This window comes from Streptomyces sp. NPDC007983, assembly GCF_042958345.1.
GTDB lineage: Bacteria > Actinomycetota > Actinomycetes > Streptomycetales > Streptomycetaceae > Streptomyces.
Window position 1 is genome coordinate 967,938 of the sequence record NZ_JBIBJI010000001.1, and the last position, 23,987, is coordinate 991,924.

At 67.8% G+C, this 23,987-nt stretch carries 21 protein-coding genes, 1 tRNA gene, 1 pseudogene and 1 riboswitch; of the genes and pseudogenes, 14 read left to right on the forward strand and 9 right to left on the reverse strand.

The genetic code is table 11. The annotated features are described in order from the left end of the window. Positions 1-23: 23 nt before the first annotated feature. Positions 24-96: transfer RNA gene (locus ACFZCY_RS04570), tRNA-Lys, on the forward strand. 240 nt (positions 97-336) lie between these two features. After that, complete coding sequence (locus tag ACFZCY_RS04575; protein ID WP_391169297.1) at positions 337-1,380, forward strand: right-handed parallel beta-helix repeat-containing protein; 1,044 nt, start codon at positions 337-339, stop codon at positions 1,378-1,380. Positions 1,381-1,458: 78 nt separating this feature from the next. On the opposite strand, the gene ACFZCY_RS04580 is transcribed toward ACFZCY_RS04575, so the two are convergent. From ACFZCY_RS04580 to ACFZCY_RS04590, 3 genes are all read right to left on the reverse strand, one after another. Then, positions 1,459-1,929, reverse strand: coding sequence for a hypothetical protein (locus tag ACFZCY_RS04580; protein ID WP_391169298.1), 471 nt, complete (start codon positions 1,927-1,929; stop codon positions 1,459-1,461). Between the two features lie 250 nt (positions 1,930-2,179). Next, the gene (locus ACFZCY_RS04585; RefSeq protein WP_391169300.1) at positions 2,180-2,644 is read right to left on the reverse strand and encodes a hypothetical protein; all 465 of its coding nucleotides are present in this window, start codon (positions 2,642-2,644) and stop codon (positions 2,180-2,182) included. Between the two features lie 256 nt (positions 2,645-2,900). Further along, positions 2,901-3,248, reverse strand: a complete 348-nt coding sequence (locus ACFZCY_RS04590; RefSeq protein ID WP_391169301.1) for a hypothetical protein — start codon at positions 3,246-3,248, stop codon at positions 2,901-2,903. Positions 3,249-3,677: 429 nt separating this feature from the next. Here ACFZCY_RS04590 and ACFZCY_RS04595 point away from each other — a divergent pair, with 429 nt between their 5' ends. From ACFZCY_RS04595 to ACFZCY_RS04615, 5 genes are all read left to right on the forward strand, one after another. Beyond that, positions 3,678-4,448: a DUF6227 family protein gene (locus ACFZCY_RS04595; RefSeq protein ID WP_391169303.1), complete on the forward strand. Its 771-nt coding sequence runs from the start codon at positions 3,678-3,680 to the stop codon at positions 4,446-4,448. Between the two features lie 153 nt (positions 4,449-4,601). Further along, entirely contained in the window at positions 4,602-4,955 is a 354-nt protein-coding gene (locus ACFZCY_RS04600) for a hypothetical protein (RefSeq protein WP_391169305.1), read from the forward strand. A gap of 330 nt (positions 4,956-5,285) precedes the next feature. Further along, positions 5,286-6,455, forward strand: coding sequence for a SpoIIE family protein phosphatase (locus ACFZCY_RS04605; protein WP_391169418.1), 1,170 nt, complete (start codon positions 5,286-5,288; stop codon positions 6,453-6,455). 274 nt (positions 6,456-6,729) lie between these two features. Next, positions 6,730-6,861: riboswitch (cyclic di-AMP (ydaO/yuaA leader) on the forward strand. 11 nt (positions 6,862-6,872) lie between these two features. Further along, positions 6,873-8,036, forward strand: coding sequence for a peptidoglycan DD-metalloendopeptidase family protein (locus ACFZCY_RS04610; protein WP_391169306.1), 1,164 nt, complete (start codon positions 6,873-6,875; stop codon positions 8,034-8,036). A 159-nt stretch (positions 8,037-8,195) separates the two neighbouring features. After that, on the forward strand, positions 8,196-9,140 hold the full coding sequence (locus ACFZCY_RS04615) for an aldo/keto reductase (protein ID WP_391169307.1): 945 nt from the start codon (positions 8,196-8,198) through the stop codon (positions 9,138-9,140). Between the two features lie 111 nt (positions 9,141-9,251). Here the strand turns inward: ACFZCY_RS04615 and ACFZCY_RS04620 are convergent, their stop codons facing one another. Together ACFZCY_RS04620 and ACFZCY_RS04625 are read right to left on the reverse strand one after the other, a co-directional pair. Then, on the reverse strand, positions 9,252-9,518 hold the full coding sequence (locus ACFZCY_RS04620) for a hypothetical protein (protein WP_391169309.1): 267 nt from the start codon (positions 9,516-9,518) through the stop codon (positions 9,252-9,254). 335 nt (positions 9,519-9,853) lie between these two features. Beyond that, on the reverse strand, positions 9,854-10,159 hold the full coding sequence (locus ACFZCY_RS04625) for a hypothetical protein (RefSeq protein WP_391169311.1): 306 nt from the start codon (positions 10,157-10,159) through the stop codon (positions 9,854-9,856). Positions 10,160-10,285: 126 nt separating this feature from the next. Here ACFZCY_RS04625 and ACFZCY_RS04630 point away from each other — a divergent pair, with 126 nt between their 5' ends. After that, positions 10,286-10,894 (forward strand): hypothetical protein, encoded by a 609-nt coding sequence (locus ACFZCY_RS04630; RefSeq protein ID WP_391169313.1) that lies wholly within the window; start codon positions 10,286-10,288, stop codon positions 10,892-10,894. 79 nt (positions 10,895-10,973) lie between these two features. Here the strand turns inward: ACFZCY_RS04630 and ACFZCY_RS04635 are convergent, their stop codons facing one another. Genes ACFZCY_RS04635 through ACFZCY_RS04645 form a run of 3 tightly spaced genes read right to left on the reverse strand, consistent with a single transcriptional unit; the run spans position 10,974 to position 12,304 of the window. Then, a complete protein-coding gene (locus ACFZCY_RS04635; protein ID WP_391169314.1) occupies positions 10,974-11,165 on the reverse strand; it encodes a DUF397 domain-containing protein in 192 nt (63 codons plus the stop codon). Positions 11,166-11,195: 30 nt separating this feature from the next. Beyond that, entirely contained in the window at positions 11,196-11,459 is a 264-nt protein-coding gene (locus ACFZCY_RS04640) for a DUF397 domain-containing protein (protein WP_391169316.1), read from the reverse strand. Next, the gene (locus tag ACFZCY_RS04645) at positions 11,459-12,304 is read right to left on the reverse strand and encodes a Scr1 family TA system antitoxin-like transcriptional regulator (RefSeq protein WP_391169317.1); all 846 of its coding nucleotides are present in this window, start codon (positions 12,302-12,304) and stop codon (positions 11,459-11,461) included. Before ACFZCY_RS04645 ends, ACFZCY_RS04640 begins: the two co-directional genes overlap by 1 nt. 229 nt (positions 12,305-12,533) lie before the next feature. Here ACFZCY_RS04645 and ACFZCY_RS04650 point away from each other — a divergent pair, with 229 nt between their 5' ends. Beyond that, positions 12,534-13,166 (forward strand): ATP-binding protein, encoded by a 633-nt coding sequence (locus tag ACFZCY_RS04650; RefSeq protein ID WP_391169318.1) that lies wholly within the window; start codon positions 12,534-12,536, stop codon positions 13,164-13,166. Positions 13,167-13,200: 34 nt separating this feature from the next. Here ACFZCY_RS04650 and ACFZCY_RS04655 read toward each other — a convergent pair whose 3' ends face one another. Further along, entirely contained in the window at positions 13,201-13,938 is a 738-nt protein-coding gene (locus ACFZCY_RS04655; RefSeq protein ID WP_391169320.1) for an HNH endonuclease, read from the reverse strand. A gap of 487 nt (positions 13,939-14,425) precedes the next feature. On the opposite strand from ACFZCY_RS04655, the pseudogene ACFZCY_RS04660 reads away from it, so the two are divergent. The 5 genes and pseudogenes from ACFZCY_RS04660 (at position 14,426) to ACFZCY_RS04680 (ending at position 23,748) form a co-directional block, all read left to right on the forward strand. Beyond that, positions 14,426-15,664 (forward strand): annotated as a pseudogene (locus tag ACFZCY_RS04660) (IS256 family transposase). 753 nt (positions 15,665-16,417) lie between these two features. Further along, positions 16,418-17,893: an ATP-binding protein gene (locus ACFZCY_RS04665; RefSeq protein WP_391169321.1), complete on the forward strand. Its 1,476-nt coding sequence runs from the start codon at positions 16,418-16,420 to the stop codon at positions 17,891-17,893. A 50-nt stretch (positions 17,894-17,943) separates the two neighbouring features. After that, positions 17,944-20,733, forward strand: coding sequence for a Z1 domain-containing protein (locus ACFZCY_RS04670; RefSeq protein ID WP_391169323.1), 2,790 nt, complete (start codon positions 17,944-17,946; stop codon positions 20,731-20,733). After that, positions 20,730-21,737 carry a PD-(D/E)XK motif protein gene (locus ACFZCY_RS04675; RefSeq protein WP_391169324.1) on the forward strand — a complete coding sequence of 336 codons (1,008 nt, stop codon included), beginning with the start codon at positions 20,730-20,732 and terminating at the stop codon, positions 21,735-21,737. The genes ACFZCY_RS04670 and ACFZCY_RS04675 overlap by 4 nt, the downstream gene beginning before the upstream one ends. Then, the gene (locus ACFZCY_RS04680; protein WP_391169326.1) at positions 21,730-23,748 is read left to right on the forward strand and encodes an AIPR family protein; all 2,019 of its coding nucleotides are present in this window, start codon (positions 21,730-21,732) and stop codon (positions 23,746-23,748) included. Before ACFZCY_RS04675 ends, ACFZCY_RS04680 begins: the two co-directional genes overlap by 8 nt. Positions 23,749-23,987: the final 239 nt, after the last annotated feature.

A 23,987-nucleotide genomic window follows, 5' to 3' on the forward strand; every position in this document is an offset into this window, starting at 1 on the left:
GCCGGGCTATGCTGCGGGGGTGCGGGTCATTAGCTCAATTGGCAGAGCAGTGGACTTTTAATCCATTGGTTCAGGGTTCGAGCCCCTGATGACCCACAGGGGAAACCGCAGGCAGCATCGCTGACCTGCGGTTTCGTCGTTTTCCGCGGGTATCGCCGGCGAGGCGTGCCCCGTACGCCGCCGATCGGCGGTCACACGTCCGGCGCCCGAGCGGATGCCGAACGCCTCCTGGCCGCACAGGCTGAAGCCTGCTGCTCCCAAGGGAGCTCCCCCAGGAGAACGCGTAAGGAGACCCTCGTGCGACTCGTGACTACCCTCCGCGGAACCCTCCCCGTCATGGTGCTGGCGCTCTTGGCGTGGGGCGCTTCCGCACCGGCGTCGGCCGAGGGAGGGGGAACCAGGGCGGGCGGTGGCGACTCGCCTCAGGCCGCCGTGCCCTGTGGGGACGCGGCGGCGCTGGTCACCGCGGTGGGCCAGGCGGCGACCTCGGGTGGCACCGTCACCCTGGCCACCGGGTGCGTGTACACGCTCACCTCGGTGGCGGCGACCGGCGCCGACGGCGCCGACGGGCTCCCGATCATCACGGGGAACGTGACCATCTCCGGCACCGGCGCGACGATCAGACGCAGCGCCTCGGCGCCGGACTTCCGCATCGCGGAGGTCGCGCCCGGCGGACGCCTCACGGTCAGCGGGGTGACCCTCTCGGGCGGCCGGGCGGTGGACGGGGCGGGGATCCTCGACCTGGGCAACCTGGTCCTGAGCCAGAGCGCGGTCACCGCGAACGTCGCGAGCGGTATCGGCGGCGGCATCCAGGTCGCCCCGGGTGCCACGGCCGCGTTCTCCCTGAGCCGTATCTCGGGCAACACCGCGGGCGACGGCGGCGGCGTGCACGTCGGTACGGGGGCCTCGCTCACCGCCAACAGCAGCACGTTCTCCGACAACACCGCGGAGAGCACCGGTGGCGCCATCGCGAATTTCGGGAATGTCGTCCTGAGCGCCGTGACGCTGGAGACCAACCACGCGAACGATTTCGAGGGTGGTGGCATGTGGACGTCAGCCGGGGATGTGACCTTCAATGGCGGACGCATCATCGGAAATACGGCGGGGAGTGACGGCGCCGGTATCGCGAACTTCGGCAGCGCGTTGCGATTGCAGTCCACCGTGGTATCCGAAAACATCGCCACCCTGAATGGTGGAGGGGTCTTCAGTCACGCGGGCAGCACTCAGATCGTCGGCACGAACATCAGCGGCAATACGGCCAATGGCGGCCAGGGTGGCGGTATTTTCTCCGACGGCGGTTCGGTGTCGCTGATCGCGACGAATGTAACCGGCAACAACCCCAACAATTGCGTCCCGGCGCTCGCGGGCTGCTCCGGGTAATTCGTCCCGCGTCCGGCAATGAGGCCGCAGCCCTGGAAGCGAGTGCTGCTTCCAGGGCCGCGTTGGTGCGGTGCCGCCTCAGTGGTGGCCGTGCGCCTTCTTCTTGGCGTGCTTCTTCTTGGCCTTCTTTTCCTTCTTCACGCTCTTGTTGTGCTTTTCCTTCTTCTCCACCTTGTTGACCACGATGGTGGGCGGGTCGGCGAGCGCGATGTTCGTGCAGTTGCTGCCCAGGTCGATGTCGCCGGTCGGCGCCAGCGCCGGCAGCGTGGTGACCGGGCCGGTGGCGGTGTCGCAGTCGTTGCCCTGGTAGCCCGCGCTGGCGTTGGTGAAGTTGACGCAGTCGGAGGAGACATCCAGGACCCCCGACGGGGCGGCCACGGCGCCGGTGATGATGGCGCTGGTGGCGCCGTCACACGAGTTCGCCTGAGCGACACCGTTGCCGCCGCCGGTCAGTCCGCCGAGGCCGTAGGCGCTCGCTCCACCCGCGGTACCGATGACCATGGCGCCGGCCGCGGCCGTCATGAGAGCTGCCTTCTTGCCGATCTTCATTGCTTGGTGCCTCCGTAGGTGATTCTCCGCGATATTCCGCAGACACCCAATCAACGAAGATGAAGAGCGGAGGATCCGGTATCGCCGGGAGCTTCACCCGTCCGCCGCAGTTTGGATATCTTCACCCCTTGTCTCCGGTTATCGCAAAAAATCGCACGACCCTCGCGAATATATTCCGAGGGCCGCGCGAATGACCGGATGGGAGTTTCTCGTCCCGTCCCGGGGTGGCTGACGGGAAATCAGTCGTCGACTACTCCGCCGTTCCGCTGCTCTGGCCCTCCCCGGTCCCGGACATATTGAGGCAGTTGGTCTCGTTGGTGACCTCGGTGCCGGGGCCGAGCGTGATGGGACCGAGCACGGACGTCGACCGGCAGTCATTCGTCTGCTTCGTCACGCCGCCCGACTCGCTGACGTTGATGCAGTTGGTCCTGTTGGTGACCTCGGAACCGGGCGACAGGGCGATCGTGACGGGCCCGACGACGGAATGGGTCCGGCAGCGGTTCTTCTGCTCCGACACCCCCGACTCGCTGTAGTTGACGCAATTGGTCTCGTTGGTGACGTCCTCGCCGCCACCGGTGATCTCGATGGTGCCGATGAGAGAGCTGGTGTCACAGCGGTTCTGCTGGACTCCTCCGCCAAGGGGGAGGGCCGATGGGCCGGTGCCGCTGTCGGCGGCGTCGGCGGCGCCCGCGCCACCGATGACCAGTGCGCCCATGGCCGCTACGAGAAGCGCGGACTTTTTTCCCATGTGCATCTAAGAGCCTCCAAGTGATTTTCCCCGATATCAGCGAACACCTGATGAACGACGCCGACCAGCTGAGGCTCCCGGGAACGCTGTTGCCGTACCCGAATGGCGCAGTGAACACGTCGTGGGTCGGTGTCCATTCATGCGGCGGCGGCCCTGGAAGGAGTGCTTCCAGGGCCGCCGTTTACAACGGGAACACCGCGAGGTGTTCAGTGCCGCAGCGACGTCACGGGGTGCCGTCGACCGCGATGTTGGTGCAGTTGCTGCCGATGTTGAAGTCGCCGGTCGGGGCCAGCGCGGCGGCGGTGGTGATGGGGCCGGTGGCGGTGTCGCAGTCGTTGCCCTGGTAGGCCGCACCGGAGTTGGTGAAGTTGAGGCAGTTGGGAGCGAGGTTGAAGTCGCCCGACGGGGCGGCCACGGCGCCGGTGATGATGGCGCTGGTGGCGCTGTCACATGAGTTGCCCTGGTAGGTGCCCGGGTCGCCGTAGTTGTGCGCGCTCGCGGCGCCGGCGCCGACGAAGACCAGAGCGCCGGCCGCTGCGGTCAGGAAGGCTGCCTTCTTGCCGATGTTCACTAAATCCTCCGTGTGGTGATTCCGCGGATTCACGGACGCCTGACTCAACGAAGGTATTCAGGAAAGGCACTGGGTCAGGACTTCGTTTCACCCGTCTGGCATACGGTGTCCCTCATATGACAGGCATTCAGGGGCCGCTCCGAGCGTGCCGCCTTTTCGGGAAACCGGGAAAGGGGCCAGAGGGGGCGGGGGCGACCGCTCCGGCCCCGGGGTGGCCCCGGGGGTGTCACGCCGACGGCGGGCAGGTTTCCGGAATATGACATTCCGACTTGTTCGGCCTGTCGAACAAGTGATACATCCTGGCTCTGCGGCGCAGGAGTGGGTGAGGCACAAGTCCGACCGGCTGCTTCGCGGAACCGCGGGCGCGGCGCGTGTTCGCACCGCTACGCTAAGTGTGCGAGGGAGTCACCCGGGGGCGGGAGGAGAGACGTGGGGCACTCAGGAGCGGGGGGAACCCCCGCCGAGCTGATGGACGGGCTGCTGGCCCGTGCGCAGAACGGCTTCGAGATCGGCGAGGCGGTGCTGAGCCGGGCGCGGAGCGCCCTGATGCACCAGTCCGAGCTGCGTTCCTGCCGGCAGTGCAACGAGCCGTCAGGGCCGCGCGGGTACACGACGTACCGGCATGTCTTCCTGCTGCCGGACGGCAGCAGCCTGCTGCTGTGGGAGCTGGAGCACAACACCGGCCCGGACGACCGCCCGCTGTTCGAGCTGTACGCGCACGAGGACGCCCTGGAGCTCGCCGAGCGCCGCGTCCACCGGTGCATCGGCGGCGCCCGCTGGGAGGAGCTGGACGGGTTACCGCTGTGGCTGCCGGATCAGATGCTCCAGGCCGCCGAGCCCCCGGACGCCCAGCGTGCGTACGTCGCCGACGACTCGGCCGACCACGCCCGCCGCGTACTGCGCCGCGCGGAGAACCCGGACCGGCCGGGGGAGGAGACCGAGCGGCTGCTGGCGACCGCGTTCGCCCATGACATCGCCCTCGCCCCCAAGCCGCGCCGCCGCTCCGGCGGCCCCGACGCCACCTGGTGCCGCTTCTACGAGCACGCCTTCCTGCTCGCGGGCGGCGACGAGATCGTGCTGTGGGAGCTGGAGCACAACCTGACCCGGGACGGACGGCTGGTGTGCGAGGTGTACCTCGACGAGGTGTCGGCGGAGCTGGCGGCCGACCGCCACGCCCGCGCCCTCGGCGTCGATCTTTGACGGCGTCGATCCCTTGAGGTGCTGACTTCCGGCTAATCCGACAGTGGGCCCATCGGGTGAAGTGCGTGCGCGCCTCCCCGGTGTCGCGGATGTCCTTCCGTTCAATCGGAACGTGTGGTTTTCCGCGGATTCGGCTTTTCTGGAGGAAATCAAGTGAACATCGGCAAGAAGGTAGCTGTCCTGACCGTGGCGGCAGGCGCCCTGGTCCTGGGGAGCGCGGGTGGAGCGTCCGCCCACGGTTACGGGGGCTTCGACCCCTTCGGGGCGTATCAGGGCAACACGTGCGACACGTCCACCGGCGCCATCGTCGCCACTTCCGTGGGCGCCGCCACGGGTGACATCACTGCCGCCAGCAACTGCCTCAACTTCACCCAAGGCATCGCGGCCTACCAGGGCAACGACTGCGACACGGCCACCGGCCCCATCGCCGCTGTCTCCGGGACCGCGCCCACGGGCGGGATCACCGTCGGCAGCAACTGCACCAACATCGCCTACGGCACCCCCTGAGGCCACGAGAACCAAGGCGGCGGCTTCGGCCGCGGCTGACCGGGCCCCGGCGGACGCCACGGCCCACCCCGCGGCCTCGGATGCCTGTCATCCGGGGCCGCTCGGCGTCCAGGGGCGGCCACCCGGCGACGCATCTGACGACGCACCCACATGGCCGCCACCGGCTCGCACCGTGCCCCGGCGCCCGGGAGCCTGGTGACGGGGTCATGGATCCAGGGACAGCGGGAGAAGCCGGTGGCGCGGGTGCGAGGGACCAGGGCTCGTACGGGTGCCCGTACGCCCGTCCGTACGCCCGCCGCCCGGTCCTCGGTCGCGGCCCCCGGACTCGTCATGGCCGAGGAGGCCGTCCAGGCATCGGCGGGGCGCCGGCCGATCCGCTGGGCCCCCGCCGTCCTCCTGCTCGTCGGCGTCGCGTTCGACCTCGCCGCCCCGGCCCCGTACACCGCCTCCCCCTTCTTCGCCGCGGCCCCGCTGGTCGCCGCCTCCCTCTTCCCGCTGCGGCAGACCGTCGCCACCGCGGTCCTCGCCCTCCTCGCCGTATGCCTGCTGGCCGAACTGCACGGCGTGAAGGACCCGACCCAGGCCGCGACCGAGATCGCCACGGTGGCCACCGTCGCCCTGCTCGCGCTCGTGATCAACCGCGTCGTCCGCCGCGGCGACCGTCGGCTGGCGTCGGCGCGCGGTGTCGCGGAGGCGGCGCAGCGGGCCGTGCTGCCCGTACCGCCCGCCCGCATCGCCGGGCTGGACGTCGCGGCGCGCTATGTGGCGGCCGAGCGGTACGCGGCGATCGGCGGCGACCTGTACGCGGTGCAGGACACCCCGCACGGCGTACGGCTGCTCGTCGGGGACGTGCGCGGCAAGGGGCTGCAGGCCGTGGAGGTCGTCGCGGTCCTCATCGGCGCCTTCCGGGAGGCGGCGGAGCAGGAGACGACGCTGGAGGGGCTGGCGGGGCGGCTGGAGCGGGCACTGCGGCGCGAGGGCGCGCGGCGGGCCGAGCTGGAGGCGTTCGAGGGGTTCACCACCGCCGTCCTCGGCGAGATCCCGCGCGGCGACTCCATCCTCCGCCTCATCAACCGCGGCCACCCCGCGCCGCTGCTGCTGCCCGGCGACGGCGAGGTACGGCCCCTGGGGCCGGAGACGGCCGCGCTGCCGCTCGGGATGGGCGAACTGGGCGCGTGGCCCGACCGGGTGACGGAGCTGCGGTTCCCCGAGGACGCGACGCTGCTGCTGTTCACGGACGGGGTGACCGAGGCCCGCGACCGGCACGGCACGTTCTACGTACCGGAGGAGCGGCTGCGCGGCCGCCGCTTCCCCGGGCCGGGCGGGCTGCTCGACGCGCTGGTGGAGGACGTCGCGCGGCATACGGGCGGGGAGACCTCGGACGACATGGCACTCCTCGCGGTCCGGCGGCCGCCCGTATCGAACGGAACGACGGCGAACGGAACGACGGCGAACGGAACGACGGCGCCCGCTCCGGACACGGACCGTAGCCGACCGTGACGCGTACGCATAACGATTGACGCACGATCAGCTCGCCGGAGGTTTTTACCATCCCTTTTCAACCGGGGTGAAACGCCCCTACTTGTCCCCCGATGCTTACTAAGTTCATCCCAAAGCTGCGCGGATTCTTCAGAAGAGCTTGGAATCATGTCGCGCTCTCTATTAACGTTCGATAACGCAGCGCGGTCGACACAGCCGTCGCAGAGGCGGCACCGTGCGCCGTCGCCGAATCCCATACGTGCAGCGACAGCACCACCAGCGGCACCACGCACCACGGCGGTAACAGCCGCAGCACAGGGAACCGGGGAACCACCACCTTGGGGTGAATCGGGTCGAACCTGACCCGTAGGAGACCTTCCTGCTCCGAACCCGTCAGCTAACCCGGTAGGCGAGAGGGAAGGAAAGGAGTGCGCCCCGGTGGCGTCCAACAGGTCCGTACTGGACGAAGCTCCGTACCGCTCGTCCGGTACCGGCATCGGCACCGCGACCGCGTACGGAGTCGGCTTCGACGCCGGAGCCGGCGCCCGGCCCACGATCGGCCTCGGCGCCGAAGGGGATGATTCCTCCGTCGCCAAAGAAGCCGTCTGGGACGAGTGGAACCCGACGGAGGAGTCCATCGCCCCGCTGCGCGGCAAGCACCGCGTCGTCAAGCAGCGCGGCGGGACCATGGCCCGCAGCGGCGCCGTCCTCGGCGTCGGCGTCATCGCGGCGGTCGGCGCGGGCGGCATGGCGAGCGCCAAGGACCGGCCGGCCGTACCGATCTCCATGCCGGACCTCGCCCACGTCGCCGACGAGGTCAAGGCCCAGCTGCCCGCCGCCAAGGACCTGCCCGGCATCGGCTCCCTGATGGCCGACGACCAGGACTCCTCCCAGCCCGCCGCGGCCACCCTCACCACCAGCGCCACCGACTCGGGCGAGGCGCTGCGCACCCGCATCCTGCGGCAGGCCGAGAGCCAGCAGACCGCGGCGGACGACGACCGGCGCGAGGCCGCGGCGCGGGCCGCCGCCAAGGCCGCCGCCGACGACGCGGCCAAGGCCGCCGCCAAGGCCCGCGACCTGGCCGAGCAGAAGAAGGCCGAGGCCGCCGCCAAGAAGAAGGCCGCCGAGGCCAAGGAGAAGGCGGAGGCCGAGAAGGAGGCCGCGGCCAAGGCCGCCGCCGACCGCCCCGCCAAGACGTCCACGTCCAGCGGGCTCACCCTCCCCGTCGCCTCGTACACGCTGACCGCGGGCTTCGGCCAGGCCGGCGACCTGTGGTCCGCCGACCACACCGGCCAGGACTTCGCCGCCCCGACCGGCACCCCGGTCAAGGCGGTGGGCGGCGGCACCATCACCCAGGCGGGCTGGGCCGGTTCGTACGGCTACCGCATCGTGCTCAAGCTCGATGACGGCACCGAGATCTGGTACTGCCACCTGTCGTCCATGGTCGTCACCTCGGGCAAGGTGTCCTCGGGTGAGACCATCGGCCGCGTCGGCGCCACCGGCAACGTGACCGGCCCCCACCTCCACCTGGAGGTGCGGCCGGGCGGCGGCTCGCCGATCGACCCGATGCCCTGGCTGCGCGACCACGGGCTGAACCCGTGACACCCTGAACCGGCCGTCGCTTCCGGCGGCCCCTCGCTCCGGCGGCTCTGGCGCTCTCTCCCCCCTTGACGCCAGGGCCGCCGGTTTCTGTCATCTGCGGTCTGTCATCTGCGGACGGCAGCGGAATAACCCCCTCCACCACGAGCGTTGAAGAAACGCATGACTGAGACCCGCAGGACCATCGGCAACCTGTCCGTCTTCCCGCTCTCCCTGGGCGGCAATGTCTTCGGCTGGACGGCCGACGAGGCCGAGTCCTTCGAGGTGCTCGACGCCTACGTGGCGGCGGGCGGCAACTTCGTCGACACCGCCGACGTCTACTCCGCCTGGGCCCCCGGCAACCAGGGCGGCGAGTCCGAGACGATCCTCGGCAAGTGGTTCGCCTCCCGCGGCAACCGCGACGACATCGTCCTCGCCACCAAGGTCGGCGCCGGCGTCCCGGAGCCCCGCGGGCTCTCCTCCGCCGCCATCAAGTCCGGCCTGGACGAATCCCTCCAGCGCCTGGGCACCGACTACATCGACCTCTACTACACCCACTACGACGACACGTCGGTGCCGGTGGAGGAGATCATCTCCACCCTGGACGAGCTGGTGAAGGCGGGCAAGGTCCGCGAGATCGCCGCCTCCAACATCACCGCCGAGCGCCTCGACGCCTCCCTGGCCTTCTCCGCCCAGGAGAGCCTGGCCCGCTACGTCGCCCTCCAGCCCCACTACAACCTGGTCTCGCGCGACACCTTCGAAGGCGACCTGGCCGACGTCGCCGCCCGCCACGGCCTGGCGACGCTCCCGTACTACGCGCTCGCGTCCGGCTTCCTCACCGGCAAGTACCGCCCCGGCACCGAGGTCGACAGCGCCCGCTCCACGGGCGCCGCCCAGCACCTGGATACGGAGCGCGGCCAGAAGGTCCTCGCCGCTCTCGACGACGTGGCCGCCAACCACAACGCCGACCACGCCACCGTCGCCCTGGCCTGGCTCGCCGCCCAGCCGACCGTGGTCGCCCCCGTCGCCAGCGCCCGCGTCCCCGCCCAGCTCCCCGCCCTGCTGGCCTCCGCCGAGCTCCAGCTCACCAAGCCCGAACTGGACCTCCTGACGTCCGCCTCGGCCTGACGCCGCTCCCGGCGACGCGCCGTCGCCTCGGCGCGTCGCTTACGTTGCGCTGGGAGTCCCCGGGGCGACATGCCGCCCGGAGACTCCCAGCTTTTTACGCCCTAAGCCGCCTCAGTCGTCATCGGTGGTGGTGTTGAAGCAGCTGACACTGATCACGATGGTGTTGTTGGCGACCGGGGAGTTGTCCCCGACGTTCCCGGTGGTGATGTCCCCGTTGGTGAAGTTGAGGTCGCCGGTGGTGACGCTGCACGACTGGACACTGACGGGGGGAGTCGGAACCTCGTGGTCCATGCCATGGGCGGCTGCGGTGCCGGTCCCGAGGAGCGCCAGGCTGCCGGCGGTCGCGGCCAGGAAGGCCACCTTCTTCGCGATCTGCATGATTCCTCCATATGAAGCGCAGTCGGATGTCGACTGTCAGTTCAGATTTAAGAGAGAAAATCATGAAGAAGGCTGAGGAAGACGCCGGAATTGGTCCACACGGCCCAAGGACTGTCCCTCGGCCACCTCCAATGGCGCAGTGAAGCGCCCGCGGTGCCGCGGTGCCGGAAGGCGGCGCCCACCGAGTACGCCGTGATCGTGTGGTGGCCCTTGGCGGCCGCGCTGAAGCCCGGTGTCCGGGCGGTGGCCGGCGCGAGCTTCCCCAGCGGATCGCCCGCACCATTCCCGCGCACCTCCGTGCCGCCCGCCCGCCCGTCAGCGCGTATCCGGACCCCCTACGCCCCGCGCCGATCGGCGAGCACCCACGAGGCGGCGGCGACCCCACCGGCGACGCCGAAGACGGACGGCCACGCCCCGACCTTCTTCGCCAGCGGATGCGATCCGGCGAACGCGGCCACGTACAACCCGCTCAACGCGGCCGCGGTCCCGTTCCCCGCCTTCTCGCGCCACCCCTTGGCGGCCAAGGCCCCGGCCGCCGCCAACGCGACCCCACCGAGCGGCCGCCTCCTGGTCCACCGGGCCACCCCGTACCCCCCGATCAACCCACCCGCGGCCACCAGCCCCGCCGGTACTCCAGCCATGTCGCTACCTCCCTGCTCAACGCGCTGCACCGCATTAGTTGTCCGTTAGTGGAACGCCAACTCGATCTTCGAGACTGATTGTCGTCCGGAAACGGCACAAGAGCACAGAGCAACGGGAGAAGCACCATGAACACCGCCACCAACCGCCTCCGCGGCCGCGCCGGCCGCCGCATCGCCGCCACCATCGTCGCCGCCGCGGCGCTGGGCCTGGGCGCCACGGCCTGCGGGCCCGACGACGGCGCGGCGAGCTCCTCCAGCTCTTCGAACGCGCCCGCCTCGCAGGACGCCTCGGCGTCGACCCAGTCCACGAGCGGCGGCTCGTCCTCCTCGGACAACTCCGCCAAGCAGGGCCAGGACGGCGGCAAGTCCACCGGCGGCACCGGCAGCGAGTCCCCCTCCGAAGGCGGCGGCGTCGCCAACGCGGGCAACCACCAGGTGATCGTCGGCAAGATGTCGTACCTCGCCCCCGGCAAGCTGACCGTCAAGCCCGAGAGCGGCGGTATGGAACAGGCGTTCTTCGTCGCCAACGCCACGAAGATCCTCGGCGCGGCCGCGATCTGCTCCGACGACGGTGGCGCCGGAGGCGCGAGCATCGGCGACGACGGCTACGGCACCGCGAAGTGCACCGTGGACGAGCTGGAGAAGGCCGCGAAGACCAACAGCGTCACCGTCCGCGTCACCATGGACCGCAAGTCCGGCGCTGCCGAGACGGTCGAGGAGAAGTACCACCCGTAAGCCCCCGCACCACATGCCACGCGCGCCCGGCGGCCCCTCGGCCCCACCGGGCGCGCGGGCCGGCGTCCACCCCGTGCCGTCAGCCCAGCCGCCCGCCCCGCACGGCCGCGACGAAGTCGCCCCAGGCCCCCGCCGAGAACCCGAGCACGCCCCGCTCCGGCTCCTTCGAGTCCCGCACGGCGGTCTGGGAGTCCCGCAGACGTGCCGTTTCCACGCAGTTGCCTCCACTGCCATTGCTGTAGCTGCTCTTCTGCCACACGAGAGCTGTCATTCCGCCGACTCCTTGTCCCGCCCCCGCCCCCTAACAGGAGGCGGGGCGACGTACGGATGCCATGGCGCTCGGCGAAGCGAGAGCTCTGCCCAGCCGCCCGCCCCGCAGGGCCGCGACGAAGTCGCCCCAGGCCTCCGCCGAGAACCCGAGCACACCCCGCTCCGGCACCTTCGAGTCCCGCACGGCGGTCCTGCCCGGCCCGAAGGACGCCTCTACACATTCAGTGTTACCGGCACCGCTGTAGGAGGACTTGAACCAACCGGAGTCTCTCCCGGGTATGCAGGGCTCGCGCATCAGATCTCCTCGCGGACGCGTTCGATGAGGGCGGAGGACGAGGCCATGTCCAGCGCCTGAGCGCGAAGGTAGTCGAACGCGAGCCGGTAGCGCTCCAGTTCCTCGTCCTTCTCCATGAACAGCGACCCGACGTGGATGTCCACGTACACGACATCCAGGGAAGGCTCCACACCGCCCAGGACCACGAAGCTCCCCATGGCCGCCGAGTGCGCACCCTTCGCGAACGGAAGCACCTGGAGCGTGATGTCGGGCGACTCGTTGGCCCGCAGCAGATGGTCCAACTGCTCCCGCATCACCTCGCGCGAACCGACCACCCGCCGGATCACCGACTCATCGAGGATGGCCCACAGATGGGGCGGCTTCGGTCGGTTCAGGATCTCCTGCCGCTTCATGCGGATGTCGACAAGGCGCTCGACCTCCGCCGCGGACAACCGCATCTCGGAGGCGTGCTGCACGGCTTCCGTGTAGCCACGCGTCTGCAGCAGCCCCGGCACGTAGAGGCAGGCGAAGTGATCCTCACGAACCGCCTCGTCCTCCAGCGTGAACAGCAGGTTCATGGTCTCCGGGAGCGAGTCCGCGAATGAGCTCCACCACCCCTGCCGCTTGGCGTCCTTGGCCAGGCCGACGACGGCCTTCCGCTCCGCCTCGCTCGCTCCGTACTCCCGGCAGAGCGCGTCCACGATGGGCCACTTCACGGGCCCTTCCTGCGTCTCGTACCGGCTGACGGTCGCCTTCGATACGCCGACGAGCCGTCCGGCCTCCTCCAGCGTCATCCCCTTGCGGGCCCGGAACTTGCGCATCATGACGCCGAGCTGGCGGCGACGAGTAGTGGCTCGCGCTGGCATGACGGCTACCTCTTCCTCTGGGGCTGGCTGCGAAGGACGAGGCCAGCGGCAACAAGGCTAGGACCGGGCGAAGTTGGCGAACCAGCCGATTCACCCTTTCGAGAATCCATGAGAAGTTACATAGCGAGACTTCTCACTGCCATACTCCCGAACAGTGAGGCTACGCAGCGCAGTCGTACGGACACGGCTTGGTACAGCGCTGACGTAGGCGCCCAAAGGGAGTGTGGCCATGCACCGCTACGCAATCACCGAACCCCCACCACGCCGATGCGTCCTCCCCTTCGCGGCCGACGCTCCACAACTGGCCGGCCTCCGACGAGCCGTCAGGGCCGAGCTCACCGCCTGGGGCATGTCGGCCCTGGTCGACGAGGCGGAGCTGATCACCACGGAGCTGGCGTCGAACGTGATCAAGCACGTCGGTCAAGGCTCCGCGGCCACCCTCGTCCTCGACGCCGGCCCGGACCAGCTCCGCGTGGAGTTACACGACAAGAACGGCAAGGAGCCGCAGCGTCTCCACCCGACATCCGACGAGGAATCCGGCCGCGGCCTGCAGCTACTGTCCGCCCTGTCTCCCTCTTGGGGCACCATCCGCACGGCGGTCGGCAAGGCGGTCTGGTGCGAGCTACCGCTGACCCCGGACGAAACCCGCCGCCGCATTCAGCGTGCGACGACCGTGATGGAGACGTACGGCCTGGCAGTCGGCGGTCCGGCCGCCGGACTCACCCACCGAACTGTCCTGGAGGAGGCTGCGACCAGCCTGATCCTGGACCTGCTGCACTGGCTGACCGCGAAAGGCATGGATCCCGACGACATCATCGACCGCGCCCAGACCCACTTCGAGGCTGGGGTGAATGCGGCATAGCTGCTGCGAGAGTCCCGGGGCCGACCGAGCGTGTCTACCCGACTGCTTTCCCGATCTCGGCGCGGAGTGCCGTGGGAGTGCGCCATGATTCGCCGGGGCGGCCCCTGTGACACATGCGATGGCAGTTGGAGCACAGGAGGGCGAGGTCGTCCAGCTTGGTTTCTCGCGGCCCGGATATGTGGAGGGGCAGCAGGTGGTGCACTTCTATGTAGCCCTCGCCGAGCGCTCCGTAGAAGCGGCCGAAGTCGAAGTTGCAGACTTCGCACGCCAACGGTTGGCCGAGGTGCTGAACGCTGTCGATCTTGCGCTGGCGGAGCTTGGGGTCGCGCTCGCGCGAGATCGTCCAGCGGGCGAGGAGACGGCCTTCGGCGCCGGTGGCGCCGTCCTCGGCTATCTCGTCCGGCTGCTCGGGTATCTGCTGCAGTTCGCCGGAGCGGATGCCTTCCGCGATTGCCCTGGCTGCTTTAACCATCCTCGACGGCTGCGAGATGAAGTCGGTGATCACTTCTCGGTCCAGGCGCCCGCACCTAGTGGGTTTCCCCTGGTACGCGGGGTGGTTCGTCGCGAAATCGGTGGTCTTGCGGCTGACGCTGCCGATGGATCGGAAGTTGGGCACGCTCTTGACTGCGTCGCCGTGCAGAGGGAGTGAACGGAGCAGCTTGGAGAGCTCCTGCGTCCGTGGATCGCTTTCACGCAGCTCGTTCCAGTCGTTCTCAACGACGAGTACGCATGCCAGCAGCAGTTCGTCCCGGGTCCATGCAGGGCTTCGCATAGGTAAGATCGTATGACTGTTCGCTGAGATGTATATGGGGCGGGCGGTGTTGGGGCGAGACCGTCCAGCAGACCTGGCGAATCACAGTGTCAGTGGGGTGCGAGGGTGCATGACTCGCATTGAGTCCCAGTTCACCTCAGGGAAGATCCGCGCCAGCGTTGGAGGCTAGGCGGTCGGCCTGCAGGGTGGGGCTCATCGCTAGGCCCTCATCGACATCGATGAACATGGCGCCTGTGGCGGGGTGGAAAGTGTTCAAAGTCGTACGCGCGCTGAACGGCGGGTGGCCTTACCCGGACCCTGGACTGCGGCGGAGCCCAGGTGAAACGTCCTGGAACCTCAGGTCCGGCAGGGTTGCGTCCTGTGAAGTGGTGTACGGGTTCTACCTGATCCGGGGGTTTCTCCCGGCGTCGGAGTGGGGGCCCGAATAGAGAGACGGCCATCGGCTGATCCTTCGAGAACGACGAAGATCTTGAAGGAGATCAGCACGATGACCGCACCTGACAGTGTGCCCCTGCACGCCCTGACCGAGGACAATCTCGCCTCGGCGAGTCCGGATCTGCTCCGCGCGATGATCAAGACATTCGTCGACGCGCTGATGTCCGCTGAGGCCGACGCCGCCTGCGGTGCCGAGTACGGCCAGGTCAGCGACGAGCGCGTCAACCACCGCAACGGCTACCGCCCCCGAGAGTGGGGCACCCGAGCCGGCACTGTGGAACCCGCCGTTCCCAAGCTCCGGCAGGGCAGCTACTTCCCCAGCTGGCTGCTGGAACGTCGCCGCCGGGCCGAGCAGGCCCTGGTCTCGGTGGTCGCCACCGCCTACGTCCTTGGGGTCAGCACCCGGCGAGTGGAAAAGCTCGCCGCCTCCCTCGGAGTGGCCCAGCTATCGAAGTCCCAGGTCAGCGCGATGGCCAAGCACCTGGACGAGCAGGTCGCAGCCTTCCGCAACCGCCCCTTGGACCAAGGCCCATACACCTTCGTCTGGGTCGACGCGCTGACACAGAAGGTCCGCGAGGGCGGCCGCATCATCAACGTCCACGCGCTGGTCGCGGTCGGCGTCAACGCCGACGGCCAGCGCGAGATCCTCGGCTTGGATGTGGCCACCGCCGAGGACGGCGCCGGCTGGCTCGCCTTCCTGCGCTCCCTGATCGCCCGCGGTCTCACAGGCGTGCAGCGCGTCATCTCCGACGCACACGCCGGACTCGTCGACGCCATCGGCGCCGTTCTGCCCGGCGCCTCCTGGCAGCGCTGCCGCACCCACTACGCCCGCAACCTGCTGGCCCAGGTCCCCAATTCCGCCCAGCCCTGGGTGGCGACCCTGCTGCGGACTGTCTTCGAGCAGCCAGACACCGCTGCCGTCCGCGCACAGATGAAGCACGTCCTGGACGCCCTGGAAGCGAAGTTTCCCAAGGCCGCCGAGCACCTCGACGCTGCCCAGCACGACCTGCTGGCCTTCACCGCCTTCCCCTACGAGATCTGGCGGCAGAGCTGGTCCAACAACCCCTAGGAACGGCTGAACAAGGAGATCAGACGCCGCACCGACATCGTCGGCATCTTCCCCGACGGCACCGCCGTGATCCGTCTGATCGGCGCTGTGCTGGCAGAGCAGAACGACGAATGGACCGAAGCCCGCCGCTACATGGGCCGTGAACTCCTCGCCAAAGCCCGCCTCCACCCGATCGAGTCAGAAACCGGCGAACCAGACCTGCCCACCGAACTCACCGCATAGCCTCAACCACGGGTCGTCGAGTGGCCGTCGATACACCACACCAGCGGACGTGACCTCCGGCAGCAAGCGGAGCTGTCCGACGGGCCCGGGTCGCTCGCGAAATGTTCCGGGTTGGTGCGGCCTGGCAGGCCATTAACTTCGAGGCAGCGCCCCGGATTTGCGGCTATCGGAGGGGGGGGACCCGCGCCTCTCGGCGAGCGCCGCAGCTCCCCGAGCCTGTGAGGTGCTGGAACCCCTCATGGTGGCCCACATCATCCGCAGAGCCTGGGGGCGAGCCTCCCAACCGCTCTCCGCCGTCTTCCCAGCCCACGACTCGACTGGCAAACCCAAAAATTGAGAGCCCTGCAAACGGGCCCAAGTCCGCTGGTGCGACGCAGATGCCGTTCCAGAGGAAATTCGTGGACACCGCCGTGCAGTGCCGTTCATCGCTACCTGGATCGTGGCTCTGACCATCGCATACTGTTGACACCCCGGGGTGGCCTGGAGCCCCAATTGTCAAGGCCACCCCAGGCACCCAACGGTGTACGTGTCATACCTCACAAAGTTGGCGGGCACCCCTCTGCAGACATCACCTACGCCCGACAAGCCCCTTTCTGTACCATAGTCCGAACGGGGGGTTTCGGCTGTCGCGGAACGAGTAGCAGGGGCACTCACCGCACGATGTCCGAGAAGTCCTGTCACATGCCGCCCCGCGGAGCGCGCAGATGAATTAGCCACAGGACTGACCGGGTGCACCGGGTACGGAGCGTGAAGATGGATTTCGACGTCGCCGCTCCCGATCCTGCTGGCATGGTGGCATCTCTCAGTTCACTCGGCTACTCGCTTCCCGCCGCCGTCGCAGATCTCGTGGACAACAGCGTCTCGGCAGAGGCCAAGAACATCGACATCGACTTCACGTGGGACGGACAGGGTTCCTGGATCGCGGTGACGGACGACGGCAAGGGGATGACGGAACCCGAGTTAGTGACCGCCATGACGGTGGCGGCCCGTGGCCCGTCGGCCGAACGGAGTGCCACGGATCTTGGCCGCTTCGGCGTGGGGCTGAAGTCCGCCTCCTTCTCTCAGTGCCGCAGGCTCACCGTCGCCTCGGTCAGGGACGGGACTTGGCACGTCCGGACGTGGGACCTCGGTGTCGTGGAGCACTACAAGGAGTGGCGGCTCCTCCGTGACCCCGGCGATACGACCACGACTCTGCTGTGTCGGATCGTGGGAAGCATGCGTCAGGGGACCGTCGTCCTGTGGGAGCAGCTCTCCGGCTACCACAACACCGCCGTGACCAGCGACGACCAAAAGACGCAGGCTCAGTTCTATGACGAGGCGGACCGTACCGAAGATCACCTCTCGATGGTCTTCGCCCGTTTCCTGCAGCGTCCGGCCCCGTGTCGGATCCGGGTGCGCGGTTCCGACCTCTCCCCGTGGGACCCGTTCCTGTCCACGCACCCGTCGGTACAGCGGATTCCCTGTGAACCTCTGCCACTAGGGTCGGAGTCGGTGCGTGTGGAGCCCTTCGTCCTCCCGACGGCACAGCGTCTTTCGGATGCCGACTACGAGTTGGCTGCCGGGCAGAAGGGATGGCTGGGGCAGCAGGGGTTCTACGTCTACCGCCGTGATCGACTGATCCTGGCCGGTGACTGGTTGGGGATCCGCGGCCTGCGGCGCGAGGAGAAGTACAACCTTGCGCGGATCGCCGTGGACATCCCTGCGGAGGCCGACGCCGACTGGGGCGTGGACGTGCGCAAGGCGCGCGTATTTCCTCCCGTCTCCTTACGTCGTCACCTTGAGAGGATCGCCAAGTACACGCGCGAGGCGGCCTCCCGTGCCGCACGACAGCGTGGTCAGGTGGTGTCGCGGGTGCACGGCGACCCCCTGAAGTTCGCTTGGAACGTGAAGCGTCACGACGGCCGGATCGTTCTGCGCATCAACAGAAAACACCCCTTGGTGAAGGCAGTGATGGACGACCAAGGTGGCAATCCGGAGGCTGTTCGTTCGATGATCCGCCTCCTTGAGGAGACGGTCCCGGTCACGGCGCTCCGCATGCTCCACGAGACCGACACGGTCGACGATCCTGAGCCTTTCGGCGGTCCGGGGCCGGCTGCTCCGGAGACCGTTGACATCGCCCGCCAAGTGTACGAAGCGCTCCTGGGGCAGGGCCGCTCACCTGAGGACGCCCGGAGTGTACTCAGCTCCATGTCTCCCTTCGACGAGCAACAAGGGTTCTGGAACTCCTGACCCGTCTGGTAGTCCGCCACCCACAACCGACCCGGCCGCTGGAGGTCGCTGTGAGCACCACCCCCGAAGACAGCCTCGAGAAGGCCGAGCAGACCGCGGTGCTGCTCCTGCCAGGTGACCGTCAGGCAACGCCGACCGAGGTGGACTTCGCTGTGAACACCGCGGTCAGCATCCTTGCTGCCCAGGGAATCACTGTGGAGCGAGACCAGGTGCGGAAGGTGCTCGAGGCCCGGGCTTCCGTGTTCCAGGCTGAATCCTCCGCGATGAAGAACCACGAGGGCCACGTGCCCTGGCTCGCCGACGCGAAGGCCGACCGGAAGTGGGACTTCTGGGATCGCTACCGGCGCTACCTCCTGAGCGTCTCCAAGCTCCCGACACAGGTCGTGCGCCGACTCGACCAGAGCACCGACGACGTTCTCGGTGAGCTGGAAGACCCTCAGCGGGAAGGGGCCTGGCGCCGGACCGGACTTGTTATCGGACAGGTCCAGTCCGGCAAGACAGGGCAGTTCATCGGGCTCGCCGCAAAGGCAGCCGACGCAGGCTATCGGCTCATCGTGGTGTTCGCCGGGATCCACAACGACCTGCGCAGCCAGACCCAGCTCCGTATCGACGAGGGCCTCCTCGGGTTCGACACCCAGTACCAGTTCCGCTCGGACGACGACGCGCATCGTCATATCGGTGTCGGCGCGATGTCGCACGGCAAGCGTCTGAAGGCTGCGTCGCTCACCACCAGCCACGAGAAGGGGGACTTCGCCCGAAAGACGGCGGCCTCCGCGAACGTGCCGGTGGGCAGCGTCCCGGTGGTCCTCGTGGTCAAGAAGAACCGTCGGATCATCGACAACCTGCGTGACTGGGTGATCGACAACCACGGCGTGGAGGACCCGGAGACCGGCCGGATGGTCGTCCCCGACCTCCCCTTGTTCGTGATCGATGACGAAGCCGACAACGCCGGGGTGAACACCTCCAAGGACCCCGACACCAAACCGTCGGCGATTAACAAGGCCATCAGGAGGTTGGTCAACAGCTTCACGAAGGCGTCCTACGTCGGCTACACAGCGACCCCCTTCGCGAACATCTACATAAACCCTGACACTGACCACGACGAGCTGGGCCCCGACCTCTTCCCGGAGAGTTTCATCCGGACCCTGCGTGCACCGTCCAACTACCTCGGTCCCGAGCGTCTCTTCGGTCTGCAGACCGACGGCGATGAGGAGGACATCGAGCCGCTGCCACTCATAAGGGACATCAAGGACACGGACCTCTGGGTGCCGGGCAACCACAAGTCCTACCACCGGGTTCCCGACTTCCTGCCCCAGTCGCTACAGCGCGCCATCCGGTCCTTCGTCTTGACCTGTGCGGCCCGCCGAGCGCGCGGGCAGGTCGCAGTACACAACTCCATGTTGGTGCACGTGACCCGCTTCACCGCCGTGCAGCAGCAGGTCCGCGACCAGATCGACGCCCATGTGCGTCTGCTCTTCGATGTCCTCCAGGACCGGTTCAGCAGTGCCCGCGACAAACTCGAGGAAGAGATGCGGCAGCTCTGGGAGGAGGACTTCGCCCCCTGCACCGAGGACATGACTGGGGACAGGCTTGACTGGGAGGACGTCGAAAGCCATCTCCACGCTGCCCTCGCGAAGATCACCGTCATGGCCGTCAACGGCGCGGCTAGGGACGCCCTCCAGTACTACGAGCGCCGGGAGACCGGTCTGTCGGTCATCGCCGTAGGCGGCGAGAAGCTCTCCCGCGGTCTGACCCTCGAAGGGCTGTCGGTCAGCTACTACCTGCGTGCCTCCAAGACGTACGACACCCTCCTGCAGATGGGCCGCTGGTTCGGCTACCGTCCTCGCTACGAGGACCTGTGCCGGCTGTACACGACACGTACGCTGCAGCGCCAGTACGCGGAGATCACCGCTGCCACCGACGAACTCCGTCGCGACGTCGAGGAGATGTCCGCGGTAGGGCTCACCCCCAGCGAGTTCGGTCTCAAGGTCAGGACCTCATCGCTCGGCCTCGGCATCACGGCCTCCAACAAGATGAGGCAGGGCACGCGTGTCCGCCTCAGCTACTCTGGTGATCTTCCCGAGACGACCATTTTCGATCTCTCTGAGAAATCGGTCCGCCACAACCACGAGCTTCTCGAGTCGTTTGTCGCGCGCCTCGATGCGCTCTCCTCCGGGAAGGTGGACGGGCGGAGCGGGAGTATCACCTGGAGTGGCGTCGCAGCCTCGGACGTCACCGAGAGTTTCCTCGACTCCTATCTCACTGACCGGCACGCCCAGCGGGTTCGTCCGGCCTTTATCGCAGAGTACGTACGCCAGTGCGCCAAGCAGGGCGAGCTGGGAAACTGGACGATCCGCCTCGCCAGCCGACTGCCCGAGGGAGCGGCGGCTGAGATCGCAGGCCATCCCATCGGCCTCATCACGCGTAGCCATTCCAAGTCCTCGGAGATCGTTGCCCGCCGCTACACGATCAAGCGCGTGCTCAGCCCCGCCGACGAGCTCTGCGACCTGACCGAGGAGCAGAAGGAGCGTGCGCTGAAGGCCACGAAGGAGGCCGCCAAGGGGAAGCTCAATAGGAAGGGCGAACCGCTCGACCCCGATACCCCTCGCGGTCGGCCTCTGCGTCACCAGCGCCGCCCTGACCAGCCGTTGCTTCTGCTGTATCCCCTGAGCCCTGCCGAAGTGGCCGAGTCGTCGGGGAACCCTGAGCCGGTCGCTCCTCTGGTCGGGTTCGCCATCAGTTTCCCCTTCTCGGACCATCAGTTGAAGACCGAGTACGTGGTCAACGACATCTGGTTCAAGCAGGACATGGAGTTCGACGACTTCGAGGACGAAGAGTGATCGACGAGAGTGTGTGGCAGGAGCTGGAGGCCCACCAGCAGACTCCCGGCAGGTCTTCCCGGCGGCTCCATCCCGAGTCCCCGCACGACATCCAGGTGTCGGTGACGCACCCTGCCCTCCGGCGGATGCTGCTGCTCGGCACCGACGCCAGGACAGCCGACACCGTGCGTCAAGAGATCCACGAACTGCCGGCCACCCGTGGCCTGCAGCTGAACCTGTCGTCGGTGTCCGGGAACCACTACGAGCTCCAAGTCATGCTCACCGACGATGAACTCACGGAGGTGTTCACCCCGCTCGTCACCGACATCGCGGAGGTGGTGCGGGACGCACCGACCACCGAGACGGCAGCTGAAGGGGCGGTCCGCCGCTATGTCCGATGGCAGCAGCTGCTGCGCTCCGTGTCGCGTGAGGGCCTGTCCCGACAGGCTCGGTGCGGCCTATTCGGCGAACTCCACTTCCTCCTCGAGTACGTGTTGACGGCTGTCGACCAGCACACAGGCGTCAGCTCTTGGACCGGTCCACGGCAGACGAACCAGGACTTCCAGCTGCCCGGCGCCGCGGTCGAGGTGAAGGCGACTACGGCCCGCTCTCCCCGGACGATTCAAGTCGCCAGCGAGCGGCAGCTGGACACGGCCGACTCGACGCCCCTGGCACTGGCCCACTTCGTCTTCGATGACCGGCAGCGGGGGCTCGGCAGGAGTCTGAACGCCTTGGTGGACGAGATACGGGCCCGCCTGCTGTCGCCATCTGCCTCCCAGCGGTTCGAGAGTCTGCTGGTCCAGGCCGGCTACCTGCCGAACCAACGGGACCTCTACGACCATGATCGATATGCCCTGCGCCGCAGCGAGTTCTGGACGGTCGGGGAGGGCTTCCCCCGGATCGTCGAGGCCGAACTGCCTCCCGGGATTGGCAACTGCACCTACACCATCGACGTGTCGGCCCTGGCTGCCCACAGCGTGACCGCCGACGTATTGGTCGACCTGATCCGAGGAACCCATGGCTGAGCACGACCTCCACGAGTACTCACGCGCACTGGTCACCGACATCCAGGCGCTGGCGGACGCCGAGGGTGGCTCGATCCCGAACACGTTTACCCAGCATGTACTCGAGATCCTCGAGGAAGCCGGAGTCGTAACGGACGCCGCGCTCGCGTACCACTCCTCCCGAGGACTGGAGATCTACGGCTACGGCCTGCCCGAGGACGGGTCCAGCCTCGACCTCTACACCACAGACTTCAACCTCACCCCGTTGAGCAGCAAGTTGACCAAGGCCGAGTCCGACAGGCTCTTCCGCAGGCTGTTCGCGTTCTTGGGCAAGCACGGGGCCATCCGCTTCAACCAGGCGGACAACACCGACGTCCATGACATGTGTGTCGGTGTGGAGAAGGCCCTGTCGAACGTTCCGAAGATCCGCCTCTTCCTCCTCAGCAACCGGGTCAGCACGACGAGCGCCCCGGAACCCAGGGAGTTCGAGGGGATCCCTGTCACGCACGAGCTCTGGGACCTTGCTCGGCTCCACAGGCACGAGACCTCCGGGAGTATCGGCGAGCCGATCAAGGTGACCTTCGAACGTCCCCTGCCCTGCCTGGCCGCTACAAGCGACGAGCCGAACTACTCGGTCGTCCTGGCCGTGATTCCCGGTCGGCAGCTGGCCGAGCTGTACAAGGAGCACCGGACACGGCTGCTCGAACTCAACGTCCGGTCATTCCTCCAGACCCGTGGTGGAGTGAACAAAGGGATCCGCGACACCCTGCTCAACGCTCCGGGTCGCTTCCTCGCCTACAACAACGGCGTAACGGCCACCGCCTCTGACGTGGACTTCGAGACCGACGAAGCCGGTAATCCAGTCGCCATCAGAAGCATGACTGGCCTCCAGATCGTCAATGGCGGCCAGACCACCGCCTCGCTGCACCACGTCCTGACGCGTGACAAGCGGGACTTGGACGGAGTCCATGTGCAGATGAAACTCACGATCGTCGATCCCGGGTACCTGTCCGAGATCGTTCCGAAGATCTCGCAGTACTCCAACACCCAGAACAAGGTGACACTGGTCGACTTCAGCTCGAACCACGAGTTCCACGTCGCATTCGAGCGCGTCTCCCGCAGTCTGTGGGCTCCTGCGACCGACGGCAGCGGCCAAGAGACGCGATGGTTCTACGAGCGGGCACGGGGTCAGTACACCGACAAGTCGGCCGAGTGCGAAACCCGTGCCACTCAGCGCAAGTTCAAACTGATCACGCCGAGTCGGCAGAGATTCAACAAGTCCGACCTGGCCACCTTCGTGCACTCCTGGGAGCAGCTCCCGTACTGGGTGAGTCGCGGCGCCCAGAAGAACTTCGCCCACTTCATGGAGCGGATCGAGAAGTCCGACCCCGTTGTGGACGTGCAGTACTGCAAACGCGCTATCGCCACTGCCCTCCTGTTCCAGGCCGCCGACCGGATCGCCCGTGCGCACTCGGCCGGCAGCCATAAACGGCTGATCACGACCTACACGGTCGCCCGGCTCTCGCTCGCAGCCGAGAAGCGGATCGACCTCGACAGGATCTGGAACGAGCAAGGCACCACTGACGCCCTGAGGGATGCCCTCGACGAACTCTGTCCCTTGATCATGGACACGGTGATCTCCGGCGACAGGCACGTGTCGGAGTGGGCCAAGAAGCCCGACTGCTGGGACGAGGTGTCCCGCATTCCGTGGATGCTCCCCGACGAGCTGTCCGCCGAGCTCACGGCCGAGCCCTTCGAGATCGCCTCCCCCGAGGACACCGAGTCCGACGAGGCCGAAGCCGCCGTCGAGGACATTCCCAGCGAGGAGTGGCGGGCTCTCGCGGACTGGGCCCGCGAAGGCCGGGCCCTGCGCTCCGTCGACAGGCAGCTCGCCGACCGTGTCGCGCAGCGTTTGTCCCAGGGGCGACGAGTCATCGGGGCCCAGGCCAGGCAGGCGATGCAGGTCCATGAAGAGGCCCTGCGGCAAGGGTTCCACCCCGTGCCCGTCGACTTGGACCACGAGACGGCCTGAGTGTGGCAGGCCCGGAACTAGTTGGGCTGCTGCTACCGGGCCTTGCCAACAGGTCGTTGATCGCGTCTTCTGCGCGCCTCAGCGCGATGCATCGTCCCCGTCACTGAACACAACCCGTTGGTGCCGGGCCGATGCCCGCTTCGGTGAGGATTCCGGACCATGAGCTGCAACACGGGATTCAGATCAGTCCTGAGGAGCGCCCGTCCATGCCGTCGGGCTCCGCCTTCGACTGCACCGCC